Raw genomic sequence first — 17820 nt, 5'->3', positions numbered from 1 at the left:
TATTGAAGGATTTAAGCGGGTCGCATTTTACTGGACGAAAGAAGGAGCGGAATCATGCAAATAAATCCTAAAGAATCCAACTCTCTGCTCGACTCTGCATTAAACTATCATTTTCCTGAATATAGCGAAGAACAGGGAATCCAAAAAGTCGTTGCCTTTGGAGATCATAGCCACAAATGCCCCATCTATGTCAAGCAGACTCCTTCATGCACTGCAGGATGCCCTGCCGGCAATGATATTCGCGCCTGGCTCACCCTGGTCCAGCATAGCGAAAAAAGAAAGCGCAGCTGGCAGGAATCCTACGAACTTGCCTGGCATGAGGCGAGCAAGACCACACCTTTTCCTGCCGTCTGCGGTCGGGTCTGTCCGCACCCCTGTGAAACTAAATGCAACCGGAGTAAAAAAGATGATGGTGCCGTCAATATCAGTTCCTTTGAGCGGTTTATCGGAGACTATGGCATCAGGGCCGGATTACGACATAAAAAACTTACAACAGAGATCAAGGACAAAAAAATCGCCATAATCGGTGCCGGTCCGGCCGGTCTCAGCTGTGCCTTTCAGCTGGCACGGCGGGGCTTTCAGGCAACTGTATTCGAGGCCTTTGCCCAACCGGGTGGAATGTTGCGATATGGCATTCCTCCTTACCGACTGCCACGCAATATTCTGGATGGTGAGATTGATGCTATCGTCAAGACAGGAGTGAAGATCATCTGCAATACGGTTATCGGTATTGATAAATCCCTTGATCAACTGGCAGCCGAATTTGATAAAATTTTCATTGGTATCGGGGCGCATAAGGGAGTCCAGCTTGGAGTCGCTGGAGAAGAAGCTCCCAACGTCTTCAGCGCAGTGAGATTTCTGAGGATGATCAACTCTGGCGAGCCTGTACAGCTTGGCACAAAGGTGCTTGTCGTTGGTGGTGGTCATAGTGCTCTCGTTATTGCCCGCGTCGCCCGGCGTCTCGGAGCAGAGGTCACGGTGTTATACAGGAGAACCATTGTGGAGATGCCGGCCACAGAGGAAGAAGTAAGCGAGGCCTTGGACGAAGGTGTTGAGATTCGATACCTGATCGCCCCGGTTGGTATCCGAACCGAAAATGGCCGAGCTGTTGCTGTGTTGTGCACCCAAATGAAACTCGGAGACTTAGACAAAACCGGCCGGCGGCGGCCAATCCCCGTTGAAGACTCTCATATAATAGTCGAATGTACTGCCCTGATTCTGGCAATCAGTCAGCGCCCTGACTGGAAGGATGCCAAACGCTATGTCAGTGCTAACGGCTGGCTCAAGCCTGACAAAGATTGGTCCATTGACGAATCTATGTATGCAGGTGGCGACGTCATAAGCCCTGATCGGGTAACCACGGCTATCGGCCATGGCCGCCTGGCCGCAGAACGAATAGCGGCTTCGCTGGAAGGTAAACCCTTCCAACCGCCGAACTACTCAGAGATCATCACCGAAGAAAAATTGCGTCTCAGCTATTACGAAAAGAGAGAACGCAATGAACGGCACTGGATGCCAGTAAATAATCGCTTCGATGGTACTATTGACCTGGAGATCGATTTTGGTATAACAGAAGAACAGTTCCGTGCGGAAGCCTTGCGCTGTATGAGCTGTGGTCTGTGCTTTGAATGTAACCAGTGCATGATTTACTGCCCCCAGCACGCAATCTCAGAATTTCCTGACAATCCGGTCGGACAGGTTATGTATACAGACTATACAAAGTGTATTGGCTGCCATATCTGCGCCCTGACATGTCCCTGCGGCTACATCCAGATGGGAATGGGCGAAGGGCTATGAAATGGGAACCAACCTTTGACCGTTCAAGCTGACAATCAGGGCTATTGACAGAGCGACCGCCATAGGTACAAAATTTTAACGTGGCAAGTAATCAGCATTGCTATCTTGGACCAGCGGGAGTATTTGAACGAAAACCTACGGTTATTCTCTAACCCATGTTTAACACAGCAAAAATAATATCTAAAAAATATAAACATATACAGCCGTTACATATTTCCAGTGGCACTACATTCGCATTATTTTGCATCGGTTGACAATTTTACAAAGGATTCCCAGCGACCAGAATCTTCGGTGAAGTACCTTTGTGAACCTCTCTATCTGTCAATTGAGGCTATAACCGCCGATAACCAGAACCTCAGCAGTTTTAATTTTTTCTGCAAGTTCAAGAAACTCTTCGTCCACTTTACAAACGATATTCGGTTCGCATTTTTTGCAGGCAGGATTTGACATTCATTGTGCTGAGTTTCATAAATTCCGATTCCATGCCTGTCGGCAGCCTGTACTGCCTTTACAAGGCGATTCGTAGTACTGTCATTTAGAGGACTTCCGGAAAAACCCAATACTGTAATACCCACCTGCATTCTCCTTCCAACCGCCACTTACGTTTGATTTGAGACAGAAACAATCCAGATCTATCTAGTTGTTATTCTGTTGTAATTAATGTTCATATTTATAAATATTAACACCTTGCTAACCAAGAACTTCACTCAGCTTTGCCTGAAAATAATCAAGGCTTATCTGCCGTATTTCGACCGGTACTTGGGTCAGATCATAAAACTCGAGTATTTCTTCATCTGAGAGGGGGTTGATGCCCGTATCCATCAACAGAAATCGATCATAACGACCAAAGTTTTGGCGAATATCCACTTCATCCCAACCCGCAGCCGCCATCATGTTAGGAAAGCAGCGGACCCAGCCGGGGGTTATAATCATTGAGCGATTTTGCTCTAATCCATCTATACTTTCGTCGCAAAACGCTTCAAGACAGTTTTTGGCCTCAAGAATTTTCCCGCTATGGTTATTGATAATCTGGCACATATCCGGATGACAGCCATTGCCAAAAAGAACTCTGGCATTTGTTCCTTCTGTTGCGGCATCCTGTAGGGCCTGTTTCAAGGTGATTTCGAGTTTATCTAAATTCCAATGCAGTCCGGGATCGAGCCAGGTAATGTCAATACCTCTATACTCTTCAGGTAAAACAGCCAAAAGTTCATCGGCGAAAACTTGGCAGGCGATTATTTTTTTCTTAACCATAGTATTGTCCTATCCTGCAATTAGTGTCTTTTTCTGATGCGCTTGAGCAGATAAACAGCGTGGTAAGAAAAAGAATTTCAATAAATGGGAAATGAGCCTTTCCAGAGAAAACTATAACACACATTCAATTTTGCTGATTGACCACAAAAGAAATCCAAGGTACCTCTTCCTCGCTCGAACCTCCCCATTTATACAGCAAATCTGTTAAGATTCCAGGTGCCGTGGTCTTTTGCCGTAACAACACGAGTTCAACACATCTTGTCATTTGCTAAAGAAACTTGTCAGGTTTACAAAAGAAACTCCATGCGGCAAATTTAAGAAAAACACCACATGGAGCTAAAATCCTTTCTGATACTTGTCGGTTTATAGGAAGACTAACAGTTAGATTGCCACTTACCTGTTGAATACCAGAGATCAGGTCGCCGACCCGATCGCAAAGTGGTTATGCAGGAATCATAATCACACAAATGACTTTATCATCTGTAGATAACTTCCAGAAGCCGATAAATAGGAACAAGTACGTTTAGCCCTTCAAAAAGATCACCTGAAATTAAGCCAAAACCGCTTTTGCACATGCTTTGGCATTTGCTACGTCCTCCTCATTTGGATGGCCAGTCATCTGTTTAACCATACCTGCCCATGCCTTATCAGATAAATTAAGCTTCTTCTGTACCGGTTCGTGCATTGATTCCGCAAGAGCTCCCTGGCAGTCAAAACAGCCTACGTATTCAATACCTTTTTCTTTACATGCCGCTTTTATGGGTTCTGCAAATCCATCCATGTCCTGCTCCGGATAGGCTGGGGCGAAATGGGTGATGAAACCAGCCATTTTTTGGCCCGAACTTGCCTGAAGGACACTCAAACATTCTTTTACGGGTGTTGTCAGGCTACCCGAGTGTAACGGCGAACCAATGAAAATCACGTCGTATAGAGCCACATCACCGGGAGTGATGTCTTCAAGCTTTTTACAGTCTGCCTCATGCGCCAGAGATGCCTCTTCCCAGATAGCTTTAGCGATCTTTTCCGTATTTCCACTCTGGCTGAAAAATGTAATTAAGACTTTCATAGTATAAACTCCGGTTATTGAACGTACGATTAATAATGGACCACTGGATTAGATAATAGCGTTAAACAAGCGGTCTGTTTTTTGGTTTAAAAAATGCTGAAAACCGGCCTGCACTTATCCCGTTATTTTCAAGATAGATTTACATCCTAAATGAAGTCGCATAAGAACTCTGTAGCAGCTGCTACAGAGTTGAAGAAAAAAAGAGGCCTTTCTTTTCTAATATGGCCATTACTTCGCGTCCGCTTCACTTCTTATCCAGTCAGTAAAGTCTGCGACTTTTGGGATACTGGCCTTTTGCATCATCGAAGTAATAAAATATCTCGGAGTCGGTGGAACAATTCCCTCTTCAAGTTCAAAAGGTACACATAAGAGGTTCTCATCGATATACCATTTCGCATTATGACGATTCCCAAGAGCTACCCCTAACCCAAGTTCGGCGGCCTTGAGAGCATGCAGAGAATAGCTGAAGGTAAGTATCTTTTGTCTCTTGAACCATGGATATGATTGCAATATCACATTCCAGCTCACCAATCGTCGCTCTGTTTCTATCAGCGGAATACCTGCCAGACTGTCCACGGAAACAATTGTATGTCTTCGCAATAAATCTGGTGCAGCAAGGACGACGACCTCATCCGGGAGAAGACGTGCACTCTGTACATCCTTCAGAGCCTCAAATCGATATTCAATAGCGCAATCTATACTCTTGTCTTCTAAATCCAGAATCATTTTATCAATAAGTCGTAAATTAAGATCCGGATGAGTTTTCAGGAACCTGTCAATACGAGGCAGTAGCCAGGTTACGATAAAGCTCGGCGGGGCAGAAACGGTTAATGTCTCACGCTTGGCATCCTTTGCCACGCTATACGTAGCGTTAGCGATACTATCAAGAGCTGGCTCGATCATCTTGAAATAGTCCTGCCCTCCCGTTGTGAGAAAAAGGCGTTTGCTGCGCCGGTGGAACAATTTGACCTGGAAATGGTCTTCGATCTTGGCAATCTGATGACTGATTGATGATTGAGTCACATTCAATTCGTCCGCTGCGGCACGAACACTGCCAAGCCGAGCAACTGCCTCAAATGCGAGGACTGCTGTTAAAGGAGGTAGTTTTCTCATATAATTAGAATCTTACCTAAAATTGTTCGTTTTTGTTCATATATTTGATGAATTTATATCATTTTATTTATGATATGTCAGATGCTATTTTAGCATAAATGAAGCAAGAACGATGACTGTTTACAGCGAACCACAACCCAGAACGAAAAAGTACGTATAACCAAAAAGATCGAACCTGCCAGGAGATTTGTAGGAATGTGGCGGTGGAGCTTGTTCACTATTCTCTCAACGAAAGGGTGAAAATGATGCAAAAGCTGATGAGCGTAATAAGCCTAATAGCAATTTTTGTCATGAATGCACTTGCAGGACCTGCTCACGCAGAAAAACCGATCGTAATAAAATTCTCTCACGTCGCAGATGAGAACACTCCGAAAGGTCAAATGGCATTAAAATTTAAGGAGTTAGTCGCTCAACGTTTGACCGGGAAGGTTGTGGTTGAGCTATTTTCGAACAGTCAACTTTATGATGATAACACTGTTCTCGAGGCAATGTTACTGGGCGATGTGCAAATGGCTGCACCTTCAGTTTCAAAATTTGGTGCCTATAGCAAAGAGATACAGGTGTTTGATCTCCCTTTCCTGTTCGACAATCGACAGGCACTTGAAAGATTCCAGACCTCCCCCAACGGTCGGCAATTACTTCATTCCCTCAACGAAAAAGGGTTAATTGGTCTGGGATATTTGAATGATGATCTCAAAATATTATCGGCAACGAAGCGTCTGAAAGTTCCTGCCGATGCTGCAGGTCTCAGGTTTAGAATTCAACCTTCTCAGGTATTGGCAGCTCAATTCAATGTTCTTCATGCCACATCATTAAAAAAGCCTTTTTCACAAATCTCAACACTGCTGCAAGATAATGCCGTAGATGGACAGGAGAATACCTGGACAAATATCTTTTCCAAAAACATATTCCTAGAACAGCCCTATATTACAGTGTCGAATCATGGTGTCGTCAGTTTTCTCGTGGTTACTTCCACTGCTTTCTGGCAAAACCTGAGCGATCCGATCCGACAGGAAATACAACAAGCACTTCATGAAGCAATTGCTTTTGGTAACAATCTCACCGAACAATACAGTAGTTATGCACGTCAAAAAATAACCGCCTCTCATCGTACAGAAATCATAACGCTTTCTGATATTGAAAGATTGCAGTGGAAGAACACCATGAAATCTGTCTGGCAGGAATTTGAGGGTGAAATAGGAAGAAAGCTGATTGAAGCAGCTTACCAATCGAATCAGCCGAACAACTTTGCTCGGAATCCAGAAACCAACGGTATCTGATATTGTCAGGGCACGACATCACTCAAAAGTTGCTCACATGACAAGCGAAACAATGTTCCATTTGTCTGCTGCAACAAGAGCTGTCCCGGTTTTTGCTCTGTGAACCGGACTTAGTGCAGTATTTTATTAGACCAGTGCACGGCGAATTTGACCAGACCGGTGAAATGCTTGAGCTGTAATTTTTCTTTGAGGTTTTCACGGTAGGTACCAATTGTTTTGATGCTGAGGTGGAGACGATCGGCAATTTCCTTGGTGGAAAAGCCCTCCCCGATCAATCGAAGCACCTCGAGTTCACGGTTGGTGAGAACATCCAGGGGAGACCTGCTGTCAACATTCTGCTGGCTGGTGATGCGCTTAAACACCTTCTCCTTCACTGTAGAGCTGGCGTAGATGTCGCCTTTCAGAACGCAGCGGATGGCCTCAACCACGAGAGGGATTGCCTCTTGTTTCATGATATAACCACTGGCCCCGGCCATAAGTGCTCTCTCCGCGTAAAGAGATTCGTCATACATGGAAAGCACCAACATAGGCAGACCATAGTTTTTTTTTATTTCCTGTACGAGATCAATGCCGTTGCCGTCTTTCAAGGAAATGTCGACAACAACCAGGTCGGGTTGTAAACGGTCTATAGCCTCGCCGGTTTTTCTTATCGACTCGACACTGCCGCATACCAGGAGATCCTCTTCCGTGTTGATCAGCTCACTCATTCCAAGACAGAAAATGGGGTGATCATCAACAATAAGTATCTTATGTTTTTTTTGCGGGGCCATCCGTTCTCTCCGCTGTACATTTTAGTGGTGTATACTTTCCGTTTTTTTCATGAAGACATGGATGATCGTTCCACTTTCACTCTTCCCGGTGATTTCGAGAAAAGCGCCAATAACCAGAACCCGGTATTTCATAATCTGCAGGCCAATCCCTTTTCCTTTCTGTTTATCATCTATACCTCGACCGTCATCAATAATCCAGAGATGAATATATTCATCTTTTTGTTCAAGTGATATATCAATAGATGATGCATCTGAGTGTTTTACCGCGTTATTAACTGCTTCCTGGACGATATAATAGAGATGTGTCGCCAGGGTGTTATCGTGAAACTTCAAGGAAGGATCACCACTGAAGGTACAATGGATAGCAGTCGCCAACTGCGTCTTTTCCGCAATTTCGTTGAGCGCCGACTGCAGCCCATACGCCACCAGATGGACCGGACAGAGTCCTCTTGCCAAGTCACGTGCCTTAGAGGCTGCTTCCCCTATCAGGTCGACAATTTTTTCAGCCAGACGTTCCCCGTCACCATTATTTTTTTTAATGGTCGCTTTTAAAGCCGAGATAAGTCCACCAATTCCAATGAGATGTGGACAAAGATCATCATGGAGATCCTGACCGATGGTCTGGCGGACATTGTCACCAATATCCATTAACTGTCTGGTCAGTCTTTTGGTTTCAGTAATATCACGGAGAATGACCACACTGCCGGCAAACTGATGAAGGTGGTCCCGAAAGGCGGCACCACTGATGCTGACATTGCGGATCTCACCAGTCCTGGTATATCGTTTTGTTTCTGTAGCCGGCAGGACCGTTCCCTCCCGGATAGTATTGATCATCAACTCTGTTTCCGGCCAATTTTCCACTGGTACAAAATGGTCCAGTTTGTTGCCGAGACATTCCTCAAGGCTCCAGCCAAAGACAGTACTAAATGCAGGGTTAAAATACGTCACACCGCCTTCCATGTCATAGATAACAATAGGATCAGCGGCAGCTTCCATTACCGAACGATAACGTTCTTCACTTTCCCTGAGGCTGTTTTCCGCTTCCTGCCGGACCTGAATCTGCTGCTTCAAATTACTGCTGTAATCGCCCAGCTGTTCCATAAACCTGTTGAAAAACATGGCCAGCTGACCAAGCTCGTCTTTTGAAGTTACCGCCATCCGCAGGCTGAAATCACCTTTACTGGCATCGGTGAATTTTTCCATTAAATTGCGTAAAGGACTGGTAATCGAGTCACTGATCTTAAAGGTGAGCGTCAGAACCAACAACATGGTGATAATGAATGTAACCATAACCAGGGTTCGAATGGTTTGAAGCGGTCCATAGAATTCCTCCTGATAACTGGCCGCTCCGACGATCCAGTCATAATCTTCTATGTAGCTGAAGTAACATAGCTTGGAACGCGGCTCGGTTTCCCCCGGATTCTTCCAGGAATAGACCACCCTGCCGTTTTTCTGGGTAAGGATGGAGCCAAGATATTCATTTGGCAATCCTTCCACTCTCAGGATATTGACGCCTTCAAGTTGAGGATGAATAATCGCTGTGCCTTCATTGTTCATCACAAAGGCATAGCCTGTTTGGCCAAACTTCACATCAAGAACGCTTTGCCTGAAGTCATCAACATTGACCAGCCCCTTAAACTCCTCGCGATAAGAGGAAACTGAAATCAACCAGTCCCATGGTGTGAAATGGATCATATAAAGGGCTTTAGGACGGCTCTTGGGCTCATCGGGGTTTTTCCAGTCATATTCAAGATAGCCACGCTCTTTCACTAACAGGTCTCTGACGAAGGAATATTCTGAAACATCCGTCTGCAGCAGGGATTTTTGCGGATGAACAACGACGATGCCACTGCTGTTGAGACAGTATATATATCCTGATTCTCCAATAGTCTGACTCAGCAACACCCGCCTGGCCCTCTCTTTGGCTTCCTGTTCCGTAAGTAACCCACTCTTGTAATCCTGATAGAGTGATTCGATAATCTGGAGATTTTTTTCAGCGGCGCTGCGCAGATAATTCTTAATGGAAACAGTCAGAGACGTCGTTACAAGGTTGTAGATTGTGGTTGAGGTGTTGTGTAATTCACTTTCAATATTCTTTTCTATGGTATCGCGGGTAATAACATAGACAGTTGCAAAGCCTATAGACAGGGAAAGGGTGAACAAAAGCGAATAGTAGAAAAGAAGCTTGTGGCGAATCCGTGTTCCGGCAAACATATCCTCTCCATTTTTTCCAGATGATACGATTCTGTTCAATCCATCACCCATGTCTCAGTTGCATTCTATTGCTATGACTTGGGACAAACTTGTGCAAAGTTGGAGATGGTTGGAGACTCACTAGTAACAAAAATCGGAGAACAGGAGAAGAGTTAGTACCGGACCGGTTGTTTTCTTTGCATTTATTCAAGAAAACAACCGGCAAGACATGTACCTCTCAAAGGGTGCTGAACTGAGCACCCGACAAGCGAATACTAAAAAAAGTCCCGGCTTTGTTCCCATCCACCGGGCTGAGCCTTTCTGCTTGTTTTGGGGATGTTAATCTTCAACGAAAATTTTCTCGATTCAATTTTTCAGAAAACCGTGGGCCTCCTCCGGGCTTTCATAGATATGCGGCGGTACACCGCGTTTTTCCAGGGCATCGCCCAGCTTCATCCTGAGAAAGGCACTGGTGGTATATCGGCTGACCTTGGAAAAATAATTCTCTACCAGCGTCTGCTGCATCGCTGCATATTCATCAATCAGGTCGGCATCGATGACAAACTGATCGTAGTTGCCGATGGCGGGGACCTTTCTCCCCAGGGGTTTGAGAAGACGGGCAATGGTATCCCCGATTGCATTGACATCATCGATGGATTTGACCTTATATCCTGCAAGATTAGCAAACAGAGTTTCGGTATCGTGATCAAAGGTGATCCGGTCTTCGACCGAAATATTCAGAAGATCATCCTTCAACTCCATTTTAGCGGGTTTAAAAATGCGCGCGTCCATCCGTTTAAGCGGCTCACGGATGACAGGTTTGAAATCCATATGATCGAGAATGTCTTTCTGAAGATCCAGGCCGGGGGCGATTTCAATCAGTTCAGGCCCCTCTGTTCCCAACTCAAAGACGCATCGTTCCGTAATATAGAGTATCTTCCTCTTTGACTTTGCTCCATAAGAACCGCTGAAAGTAATATGATTCACCTTATCAACGAATTTTCTCAGACGCCCCTCTTCTTTGATAATAAGGCGGCCGTCATCGATCTCATATTTCATCCCCCCGGCGGTGAATGTGCCCATGAACACGACCTTTTTGGAATTCTGGCTGATATTAATGAATCCCCCGGCCCCGGACAATTTCTTGCCAAACTTGCTCACGTTGACATTCCCGGCCCGGTCAGCTTCGGCCATGCCCAGAAAGGCCACGTCCACGCCCCCACCGTTATAAAAATCGAATTGATATGGCTGATCAATGACGGCAGTGGCGTTGGTGGCGGCCCCGAAATTGCCTCCCCCGGCCGGAAGCCCACCTATGACTCCGGGTTCGGCCGTCATGGTCATAAAATCGAGGATCTGCTCCTCGTTGGCCACGCTGGCAATGCCTTCCGGTACCCCGATGCCGAGATTGACCACACAGTTTGGTTTGATCTCAAAAGCGGCGCGTCTGGCAATAACCTTTCGACAACACAGTTCCATGGCTGGAATCGCGTCCATGGGAACCTCCATTTCCCCACTGAAGGCAGGATTGTAGGGTTCCCCCAATGTCTGCCAGTGGTTTTCAGGACGAGCCACCACCACGCAGTCAACAAGGATACCGGGAATCTTGACCTGCCGTGAATTAAGGGTCCCAGCCCGACACACCCGCTCAACCTGAGCTATGACCAGTCCACCGGAATTTCTTGCGGCCATGGCAATGGAAAGGGACTCTAAGGTCAGGGCCTCTTTCTCCATAGTGATATTGCCATTGGTGTCGGCTGTGGTTCCCCGGATAACCGCTATATTGATCGGCAGGGTTTTATAATAAAGATATTCTTTGCCATCGATCTCCATGAGCCGGACGATATTCTCCGTGGTCTTCTCGTTGAGCTTGCCGCCACCGTTGCGGGGATCGACAAAGGTTCCCAGGCCGACATCGGAGAATATACCGGATTTCTGCGAAGCAATGTTGCGATACATATGACTGATAATGCCCTGAGGCAGGTTATAAGCCACCACCTTATTTTCCACGACCAACTTCTGAATTTTCGGAGCCAATCCCCAGTGACCGCCGATAATACGTTTTATGAGTCCTTCGTGGGCCAGATGATTAAGGCCTTTATTGGTGTCGTTACCGGGCCCGGTGGCAACCGCGAACATCAGGGTCAGGTCTTTTGGGGCCCCTGTCTCGAGATAGTATTGCTCCAGTGCAGCGGCGATCTCCTCACATACCCCGACACTTGCAAAACCGCCAACTGCGATAGTGTCGTTGTCCCTGATCATGCGAACGGCCTCTTCCGCAGAAACAATTTTATCCTTCTTGGTATAGGTTGTCTGGAACTGGTTGAGCAGGGTTTTAAATGTCCTGGTTTGCGTAAAAGGCTTTTCCATCGGCATTGAGACTCTCCATCATACTCCAGGAATACCGGAGCATAGCAATAGGTTTAATCTAGAAAGGTTCCCTTGACACGTACTACCAATCTTTACAGCGCCGGCAGGCTTCTTTCATGGTCTCCCTGACCTGACCGGTTCCACTACAGAGCACGGTAACGTCGTTTCTGTCATACCAGACGCCATCTGCATCCATCCTTAAATTTCGATTCCATATCCCGAACCTGTTTAATACCCACAGGAATTTTCATGCTTTTTTCCATAAAGCAATGGATGTTATCCGCTGAAAGCCTCCGGCCCAATCAGCCGGAGAGGCGCTCAACCAGGATCTCAGTAATATCCCGGGGCCTTAGACTCTCCTCGACATTTGCCCCTTTCACCCCATCTTCAAACATGGTCAGGCAGAACGGACAGTTGGAAAGCAGTGTCTGCGCGCCGGTCGCAGCGGCCATTTCCACCCTTTTAATACTAATCCTCGTACCGAGTTTCTCCTCAGCCAGAATCCTGCCGCCCCCGGCACTGCAGCAAAATGCCTGGTCGCGGTTTTTCGCCATTTCGACGAGATGGCCCCCCGCCGCTTTTATCAGCTGTCGAGGCGCTGCATAGATACCGTTATGCCGGCCGAGATAGCAGGAATCATGATAGGTACAGTCAAAGCTCTCCGGCCTGAGTGGTAATTTGCCTTCTTGTACCAGCCCGGCCAGGAAAACTGCATGGGATTCAACGTGGACGGTCAGGCCAAGATCCCGGTAGTCTTTTGCTAAGGTGTTGAAACAGTGCGGGCAGGACGTGACGATTTTCGTAACGCCATATCTTTGCAGGGCCTCGATATTTTCCACAGCCAGAGTCTGATAGAGATATTCGTTGCCCATCTTACGTACCGGTTCACCGCAACACTTTTCTTCCTTGCCAAGAATGCCGACTTTAATACCAGCGGCATGGCACAGGGTGACGAAATCCCTGGCAACTTTCATGTTGCGCTTGTCAAAACTTGCGTAGCAGCCAACAAAATAAAGAACATCGACATGAGGATCATCGGCAAGGCTGGGCACATTCAAACCCTCCGCCCAATCACCCCGGGCCGCATAGCCCATCCCCAATGGATTGCCGTTCACTTCAACCTGCTCCATGGCGGCCATGACTTCCTCGCCGGGAAATTCTCCCTCCATCAGCACCAGGTTACGCCGCATTTCGATGATCTTGTTGACATGTTCAATCGAAGCCGGACATATATCCTGACAGGCACGGCAGGTCGTACAGGACCAGATGGCATCTTTTACCACGGCATCGATAAGATCCATTGCCGGATTGGTCGCGGCGATCTCGCCTATTCGATTGATAAGCTTCATCGGGGAAAGAGGTTTGTCCGTGGCAAATGCCGGGCACCTGTCCTGACAACGCTTACAGAGCGTACAGGCGTCGCTGTCAAAGATATCCTTCCAGCTCAGCTCGGTTACCTGCCGGGCGCCAAAGTTCTCGATCTCTTCATTCTCCAGATCAACGGTGGCAAGTTTGCCGACGGGACCACGGTCAGCAAAAAAACAGTTCAGACTCGTGGTCAATATGTGTCGAAATTTGGTGTACGGAATCAAAGAGATAAACAGCATCGCCAGGAGCAGATGGAGCCACCAGAGCCCCCTGTGCAAGGTGAGGAGAGACTGTTCAGTCATACCGCCGCTCAGTCCTTTTGCAACCACCAGCCCAAGCGGCGACCAGTACGAAAGAGGAGTGTTCATTTCGGTCACTGCCATTCTCGCTCCCTCTATCAAAAAACCGGTCAGCAGGATTGTAAACAAAAGCGAGTGCATGATGACATCATCACGCCTGGTCTCAAGTCCCGGAGGCCGGACGATCCAACGTCGCACCAGCAGACCGGACAACATCAGGATTGCCGCGCCGCCTGCGATATCCAGAACAATACTGAAGATCTTATAAAAGGTACCTTTGAGGAAGACAAAATCAAAAAGCAGGTCGGTAAAATCAGCCTGGACCACGATGAGCGACGTACCGATAAAAAGCGCCACAAATCCCCAGAAAAAAATGGCGTGGGCAACTCCCGGCCCCTTCACTCGCAATACCCGGGTCTGGAGCAACACGTTGCGCACCATTGCCGCCAGCCTGGCTGCCGGTTGATCGCTTCGCTTTATGGGCTGACCCAGCCTATAGATCCTGATGCGCTGTAGAGTGCCATACACAAGAACAGAGACAGCCGCAAGGGCCAACAGATACATGGGTGCGAGTGTCGTTAGCCCATGACCCACATTCCAGTAAATTTCACGGGTGAATTCCATTACGGTCTCCGGATTTTTTACGTGCAAGTTTTTGTAAAGAAAAGGAACGGCTCAAAGCCATTCCTTTTCTTTTCTTAACGGGTCAGACCCGCACCGATAACAATACGCTGAACCTCACTTGTACCCTCGTAAATCTCGGTAATCTTCGCATCACGCATCATTCTCTCTACGGGGAAATCGCGGGTATAGCCGTAGCCACCATGCAACTGCACAGCCTGAGTTGTAATCTTCATTGCGGTTTCACTGGCAAAAAGTTTGGCCATGGCCGACTCCTGGGAGTAAGACAGGCCGTTGCTGGCACGGTAGGCTGCGTTATAGACCAGTAGCCTTGCCGCTTCGACCTGGGTTGCCATATCGGCCAATTGAAACTGGACCCCCTGAAAGGCGCTGAGCGGTTTATTGAACTGCTCTCTGTCGGTGACATATTTAACAGTGGCATCGAGTGCGCCCTGGGCAATGCCAAGGGCCTGAGAAGCAATACCGATCCGCCCGCCATCCAGGGTTTTCATGGCGACCTTGAAGCCTTTGCCTTCTTCGCCCAGTAAATTTTCCAGCGGCACCTGGCAATTTTCAAAGACCAGCTCCATGGTTGGCGATGAGCGGATACCCATTTTTTTCTCTTTTTTGCCGAAACTGAATCCTGGAGTCCCTTTCTCAACGATAAAGGCACTGATCCCGTGATGCTTCTCGGCATTTTTGTCTGTCCTGGCAAAAACGATATAGGTTTCCGCCTCTCCGGCGTTGGTTATAAAAATTTTACTGCCGTTGACAAGCCAGTTCCCACCTTCTCGCATAGCGGTTGTTCTCGTTCCCCCGGCATCAGAGCCTGCGGAAGGCTCGGTCAGCCCGAAAGCACCCATGGCCTCACCTGTGGCCAGTGGCGTAAGAAATTTCTTTTTCTGTTCGTAGGTACCGAAAAGATTGATGGGATTAGAGCCGAGTGAGAGGTGGGCAGACAGCGTTACCCCGGTTGAGGCGCATACCCTCGACAACTCTTCCACCGCGATCGCATAGCTGATATAATCAGCTCCTGCTCCCCCATATTCCTCAGGAAAAACGATGCCTGTCAAGCCAAGGTCGGCAAGTCTTGCAAACATCAGGTCACGGTCAAAAAGCTCCTGCTCATCACGCTCGTCCGCCGATGGTGCGAGCTCTGTCTCGGCAAAAGTTCTTACCATGTCGCGGATGAGATTCTGTTCTTCGGTCAATTCAAAGTTCATCGTATTGCTCCCATTGGTTGGTGTTTGGCTCTATCTATTACTTTAGTGGTTCATGTTCCTACAATCCCATCAATATTGATAAAATCCTCTGCCGCTTTTTCGACCCAGCCAGCCGGACTCAACGTATTGGCGAAGCAGAGGACAGGGGCGATATTTCGGATCGCCAATGCCCTGGTGCAGGGTAGTCAGAATCGCCAGACACGTATCAAGACCAATAAGATCTGCAAGTTCCAGAGGCCCCATGGGATGGTTCATGCCAAGCTTCATCACCGTGTCGATGGACTCCTTGCTACCAACGCCTTGAAAGAGGCAGAATATGGCCTCATTGATCATCGGCAGCAGAATTCTGTTGGCAATAAAACCGGGGAAATCACTGGCGACTGCTGGAGTTTTTCCCATTTTTTCGGCAAGTTCTACGGTTGTCCGGTAGGTCTCATCGGAGGTGGAAAGGGCCCGGATAACCTCAACCAGTTTCATCACCGGCACCGGATTCATGAAATGCATGCCGATCACCTTTTCAGATCTTCTCGTCCGGGAGGCAATACGACCAATTGGAATAGAAGAAGTGTTGGAGGAGAGAATCGCATGGGGGGGACAGACTTCGTCGAGCTGGCAAAAAATCTTGAATTTTATCTCCTGATTTTCAGAAGCAGCTTCAACCACAAAGTCAGCCGATTGCATTTTAGTCATATCGGTACTGGGGGTAATCCGGCCAAGAATACTCCGCACTTCACTGTCGGATATTTTTCCTTTTTCCGCACTGCGGCGCAGGTTTTTAGTTATTGCCGCCATCCCCCGCTCAACGAATTCAGTGGATATATCATGAAGAATAACCTGCATCCCGCTTGCTGCTGCAACCTGGGCTATCCCCCCGCCCATCTGACCTGCCCCGATAACACCAAATGTATTTACCTGCATGATCTGCTCCTCTATTTGTTTTCGGCGAGCCAAAATCGTTCTGTTTATCCCGCCCTGTCTGGATTCTGAATTACGATGAACTCGCAAAAAGCCTAACTACAAGATGGTTATGTAAAAAACTGCATATGCGAGGCGCGCAAAATATCTTTTATTTCGGCGTACTAACGTACGTCGTAATGAGAAATATTGTGCAGCAACGAAGCAGATGAAGGATTTTTCGACGCCATCACTTATTGCTCACCACCATGGCCATACCCATGCCACCGCCAATACACATGCTGATCAGCCCGGTTGCGTAGTTGTTGCGCTGCATCTGGCTGATCGTGGTGATCATCTGCCTGGCCCCGGTGCAACCAACAGGATGGCCCATGGAGATTGCACTGCCGAGCTGGTTTGGTTTTTCAATGTCAATGCCAAGCTCAAGCATGCAACCGATCGCCTGGGAGGCAAAAGCCTCATTCAGTTCAATCAGCTCGATATCGCCAATGGTCATTTTTGCCTGTTTCAGAGCACGATTGATTGCCGGAACTGGACCAAGGCCCATGAACGCCGGATCAAGTCCCCCGGAGGCGAAACTCTCAATGGTCAGGAGCGGTTTCAGATCAAGCTGCCGGGCCTTTTCCTCACTCATCAGCAGCACCGCTGCTGCGCCGTCGTTGATACCGGAGGCGTTGCCCGCAGTAACGGTTCCATTTTCAGCAAATACCGGCCTGAGCCTGGCAAGTTTTTCCATGTCGGTGGCCATTGGTCGTTCATCACGGTCAACGACGATTTCCCCCTTGCGGGACGTCACCTTCACCGGAACAATTTCCTCGGCAAAATATCCTTTGTTAATCCCCTCCATTGCCCTGGTATGACTGAGACAGGCCAGTCGGTCCTGATCTTCACGACTGATATTGTATTTCCCGGCAATATTTTCGGCGGTAACCCCCATATGGTAACCATAGAATATTTCATACAGGGCATCATAGACCATCAGATCAAGGACCTCGCCAACCCCCGTGAGTTCCATACGGTAGCCCCAGCGCGCTTTACTCATTGCCATCGGTGCCTGGCTCATATTCTCCTGACCACCGGCCAGCACTACATCCGCCTGCCCGGTCATGATCGACTGGGCCGCAAGAGCGATCGCTTTCAGTCCCGAGCCACACACTTTATTGACACCAAATGCAGGAGTTTCCTTACATATTCCCGCTCTGATCATGGCCTGCCGCGCAGGATTCTGCCCCTGTCCGGCCTGCAGGACATTGCCCATGATGACCTCGTCTATGGCAATCTCTCTTGCCGCTGTATCCCAGTTAGCGTACCTGTTCTCCATGGCAAGTTCTTCCTGGTTGGCCAGTTTTTTGGGTACAGTCTGGTTGAAATCACTGCCCTTTGCCGGCCGCAGGCTAACTTTTTCTAGAGTGTTGCGCAGGACCAAAGCCCCCAGGTCAACGACCGGTACATCTTTCAAAGTACCGCCAAACGCACCTACAGCCGTCCTGCATCCACTGACAATAACAACTTTATTCATATGCTTATCGCTCCAGTAAGGGTTGATCGAGA

13 protein-coding genes are annotated in these 17820 nt (G+C 47.9%); 2 read left to right on the top strand and 11 right to left on the bottom strand.

Features of this window, described 5'->3' with window-relative positions; genetic code table 11:
- Nucleotides 1-54 precede the first annotated feature (54 nt).
- Entirely contained in the window at nucleotides 55-1797 is a 1743-nt protein-coding gene (locus FCL48_RS21260; RefSeq protein ID WP_136875449.1) for an NAD(P)-binding protein, read from the top strand.
- Between the two features lie 321 nt (nucleotides 1798-2118).
- Here the strand turns inward: FCL48_RS21260 and FCL48_RS25705 are convergent, their stop codons facing one another.
- The 4 genes from FCL48_RS25705 to FCL48_RS21245 form a co-directional block, all read right to left on the bottom strand.
- Nucleotides 2119-2247 carry a hypothetical protein gene (locus FCL48_RS25705; RefSeq protein ID WP_256374305.1) on the bottom strand — a complete coding sequence of 43 codons (129 nt, stop codon included), beginning with the start codon at nucleotides 2245-2247 and terminating at the stop codon, nucleotides 2119-2121.
- Between the two features lie 240 nt (nucleotides 2248-2487).
- A complete protein-coding gene (locus FCL48_RS21255; RefSeq protein ID WP_136875447.1) occupies nucleotides 2488-3051 on the bottom strand; it encodes a DUF1638 domain-containing protein in 564 nt (187 codons plus the stop codon).
- A 550-nt stretch (nucleotides 3052-3601) separates the two neighbouring features.
- A complete protein-coding gene (locus FCL48_RS21250; protein ID WP_136875445.1) occupies nucleotides 3602-4117 on the bottom strand; it encodes a flavodoxin family protein in 516 nt (171 codons plus the stop codon).
- A 228-nt stretch (nucleotides 4118-4345) separates the two neighbouring features.
- Nucleotides 4346-5230 carry a LysR substrate-binding domain-containing protein gene (locus FCL48_RS21245; RefSeq protein WP_136875443.1) on the bottom strand — a complete coding sequence of 295 codons (885 nt, stop codon included), beginning with the start codon at nucleotides 5228-5230 and terminating at the stop codon, nucleotides 4346-4348.
- Between the two features lie 245 nt (nucleotides 5231-5475).
- Here FCL48_RS21245 and FCL48_RS21240 point away from each other — a divergent pair, with 245 nt between their 5' ends.
- Nucleotides 5476-6510 carry a DctP family TRAP transporter solute-binding subunit gene (locus FCL48_RS21240; RefSeq protein ID WP_136875471.1) on the top strand — a complete coding sequence of 345 codons (1035 nt, stop codon included), beginning with the start codon at nucleotides 5476-5478 and terminating at the stop codon, nucleotides 6508-6510.
- A gap of 110 nt (nucleotides 6511-6620) precedes the next feature.
- Here the strand turns inward: FCL48_RS21240 and FCL48_RS21235 are convergent, their stop codons facing one another.
- The 7 genes from FCL48_RS21235 to FCL48_RS21205 all read right to left on the bottom strand — a co-directional run bounded on the left by FCL48_RS21235 (nucleotide 6621) and on the right by FCL48_RS21205 (nucleotide 17788).
- Nucleotides 6621-7280 (bottom strand): response regulator transcription factor, encoded by a 660-nt coding sequence (locus FCL48_RS21235; protein ID WP_136875441.1) that lies wholly within the window; start codon nucleotides 7278-7280, stop codon nucleotides 6621-6623.
- Nucleotides 7281-7301: 21 nt separating this feature from the next.
- Complete coding sequence (locus tag FCL48_RS21230) at nucleotides 7302-9494, bottom strand: cache domain-containing protein (RefSeq protein WP_169309314.1); 2193 nt, start codon at nucleotides 9492-9494, stop codon at nucleotides 7302-7304.
- Nucleotides 9495-9839: 345 nt separating this feature from the next.
- The gene (locus tag FCL48_RS21225) at nucleotides 9840-11843 is read right to left on the bottom strand and encodes an acyl CoA:acetate/3-ketoacid CoA transferase (protein ID WP_136875469.1); all 2004 of its coding nucleotides are present in this window, start codon (nucleotides 11841-11843) and stop codon (nucleotides 9840-9842) included.
- A 302-nt stretch (nucleotides 11844-12145) separates the two neighbouring features.
- A complete protein-coding gene (locus FCL48_RS21220) occupies nucleotides 12146-14134 on the bottom strand; it encodes a heterodisulfide reductase-related iron-sulfur binding cluster (protein WP_136875437.1) in 1989 nt (662 codons plus the stop codon).
- Nucleotides 14135-14208: 74 nt separating this feature from the next.
- Nucleotides 14209-15354, bottom strand: a complete 1146-nt coding sequence (locus FCL48_RS21215) for an acyl-CoA dehydrogenase (protein ID WP_136875435.1) — start codon at nucleotides 15352-15354, stop codon at nucleotides 14209-14211.
- A 69-nt stretch (nucleotides 15355-15423) separates the two neighbouring features.
- Nucleotides 15424-16272, bottom strand: coding sequence for a 3-hydroxybutyryl-CoA dehydrogenase (locus FCL48_RS21210; RefSeq protein WP_136875433.1), 849 nt, complete (start codon nucleotides 16270-16272; stop codon nucleotides 15424-15426).
- A 226-nt stretch (nucleotides 16273-16498) separates the two neighbouring features.
- Nucleotides 16499-17788, bottom strand: coding sequence for a thiolase family protein (locus tag FCL48_RS21205; protein WP_136875431.1), 1290 nt, complete (start codon nucleotides 17786-17788; stop codon nucleotides 16499-16501).
- Between the last annotated feature and the right edge of the window lie 32 nt (nucleotides 17789-17820).

It is taken from the genome of Desulforhopalus sp. IMCC35007, from assembly GCF_005116575.1.
Classification (GTDB): domain Bacteria; phylum Desulfobacterota; class Desulfobulbia; order Desulfobulbales; family Desulfocapsaceae; genus Desulforhopalus_A.
The sequence above is the reverse complement of the archived record's forward strand: the minus strand, read 5'-3'. Positions and strand labels throughout refer to the sequence as shown.

Coding starts and splice junctions, on each gene's coding strand:
- FCL48_RS21260 (WP_136875449.1), top strand. CDS start 55: ATGCAAATAAATCCTAAAGAATCCAACTCTCTGCTCGACTCTGCATTA.
- FCL48_RS25705 (WP_256374305.1), bottom strand. CDS start 2,247: ATGTCAAATCCTGCCTGCAAAAAATGCGAACCGAATATCGTTTGTAAA.
- FCL48_RS21255 (WP_136875447.1), bottom strand. CDS start 3,051: ATGGTTAAGAAAAAAATAATCGCCTGCCAAGTTTTCGCCGATGAACTT.
- FCL48_RS21250 (WP_136875445.1), bottom strand. CDS start 4,117: ATGAAAGTCTTAATTACATTTTTCAGCCAGAGTGGAAATACGGAAAAG.
- FCL48_RS21245 (WP_136875443.1), bottom strand. CDS start 5,230: ATGAGAAAACTACCTCCTTTAACAGCAGTCCTCGCATTTGAGGCAGTT.
- FCL48_RS21240 (WP_136875471.1), top strand. CDS start 5,476: ATGCAAAAGCTGATGAGCGTAATAAGCCTAATAGCAATTTTTGTCATG.
- FCL48_RS21235 (WP_136875441.1), bottom strand. CDS start 7,280: ATGGCCCCGCAAAAAAAACATAAGATACTTATTGTTGATGATCACCCC.
- FCL48_RS21230 (WP_169309314.1), bottom strand. CDS start 9,494: ATGTTTGCCGGAACACGGATTCGCCACAAGCTTCTTTTCTACTATTCG.
- FCL48_RS21225 (WP_136875469.1), bottom strand. CDS start 11,843: ATGGAAAAGCCTTTTACGCAAACCAGGACATTTAAAACCCTGCTCAAC.
- FCL48_RS21220 (WP_136875437.1), bottom strand. CDS start 14,134: ATGGAATTCACCCGTGAAATTTACTGGAATGTGGGTCATGGGCTAACG.
- FCL48_RS21215 (WP_136875435.1), bottom strand. CDS start 15,354: ATGAACTTTGAATTGACCGAAGAACAGAATCTCATCCGCGACATGGTA.
- FCL48_RS21210 (WP_136875433.1), bottom strand. CDS start 16,272: ATGCAGGTAAATACATTTGGTGTTATCGGGGCAGGTCAGATGGGCGGG.
- FCL48_RS21205 (WP_136875431.1), bottom strand. CDS start 17,788: ATGAATAAAGTTGTTATTGTCAGTGGATGCAGGACGGCTGTAGGTGCG.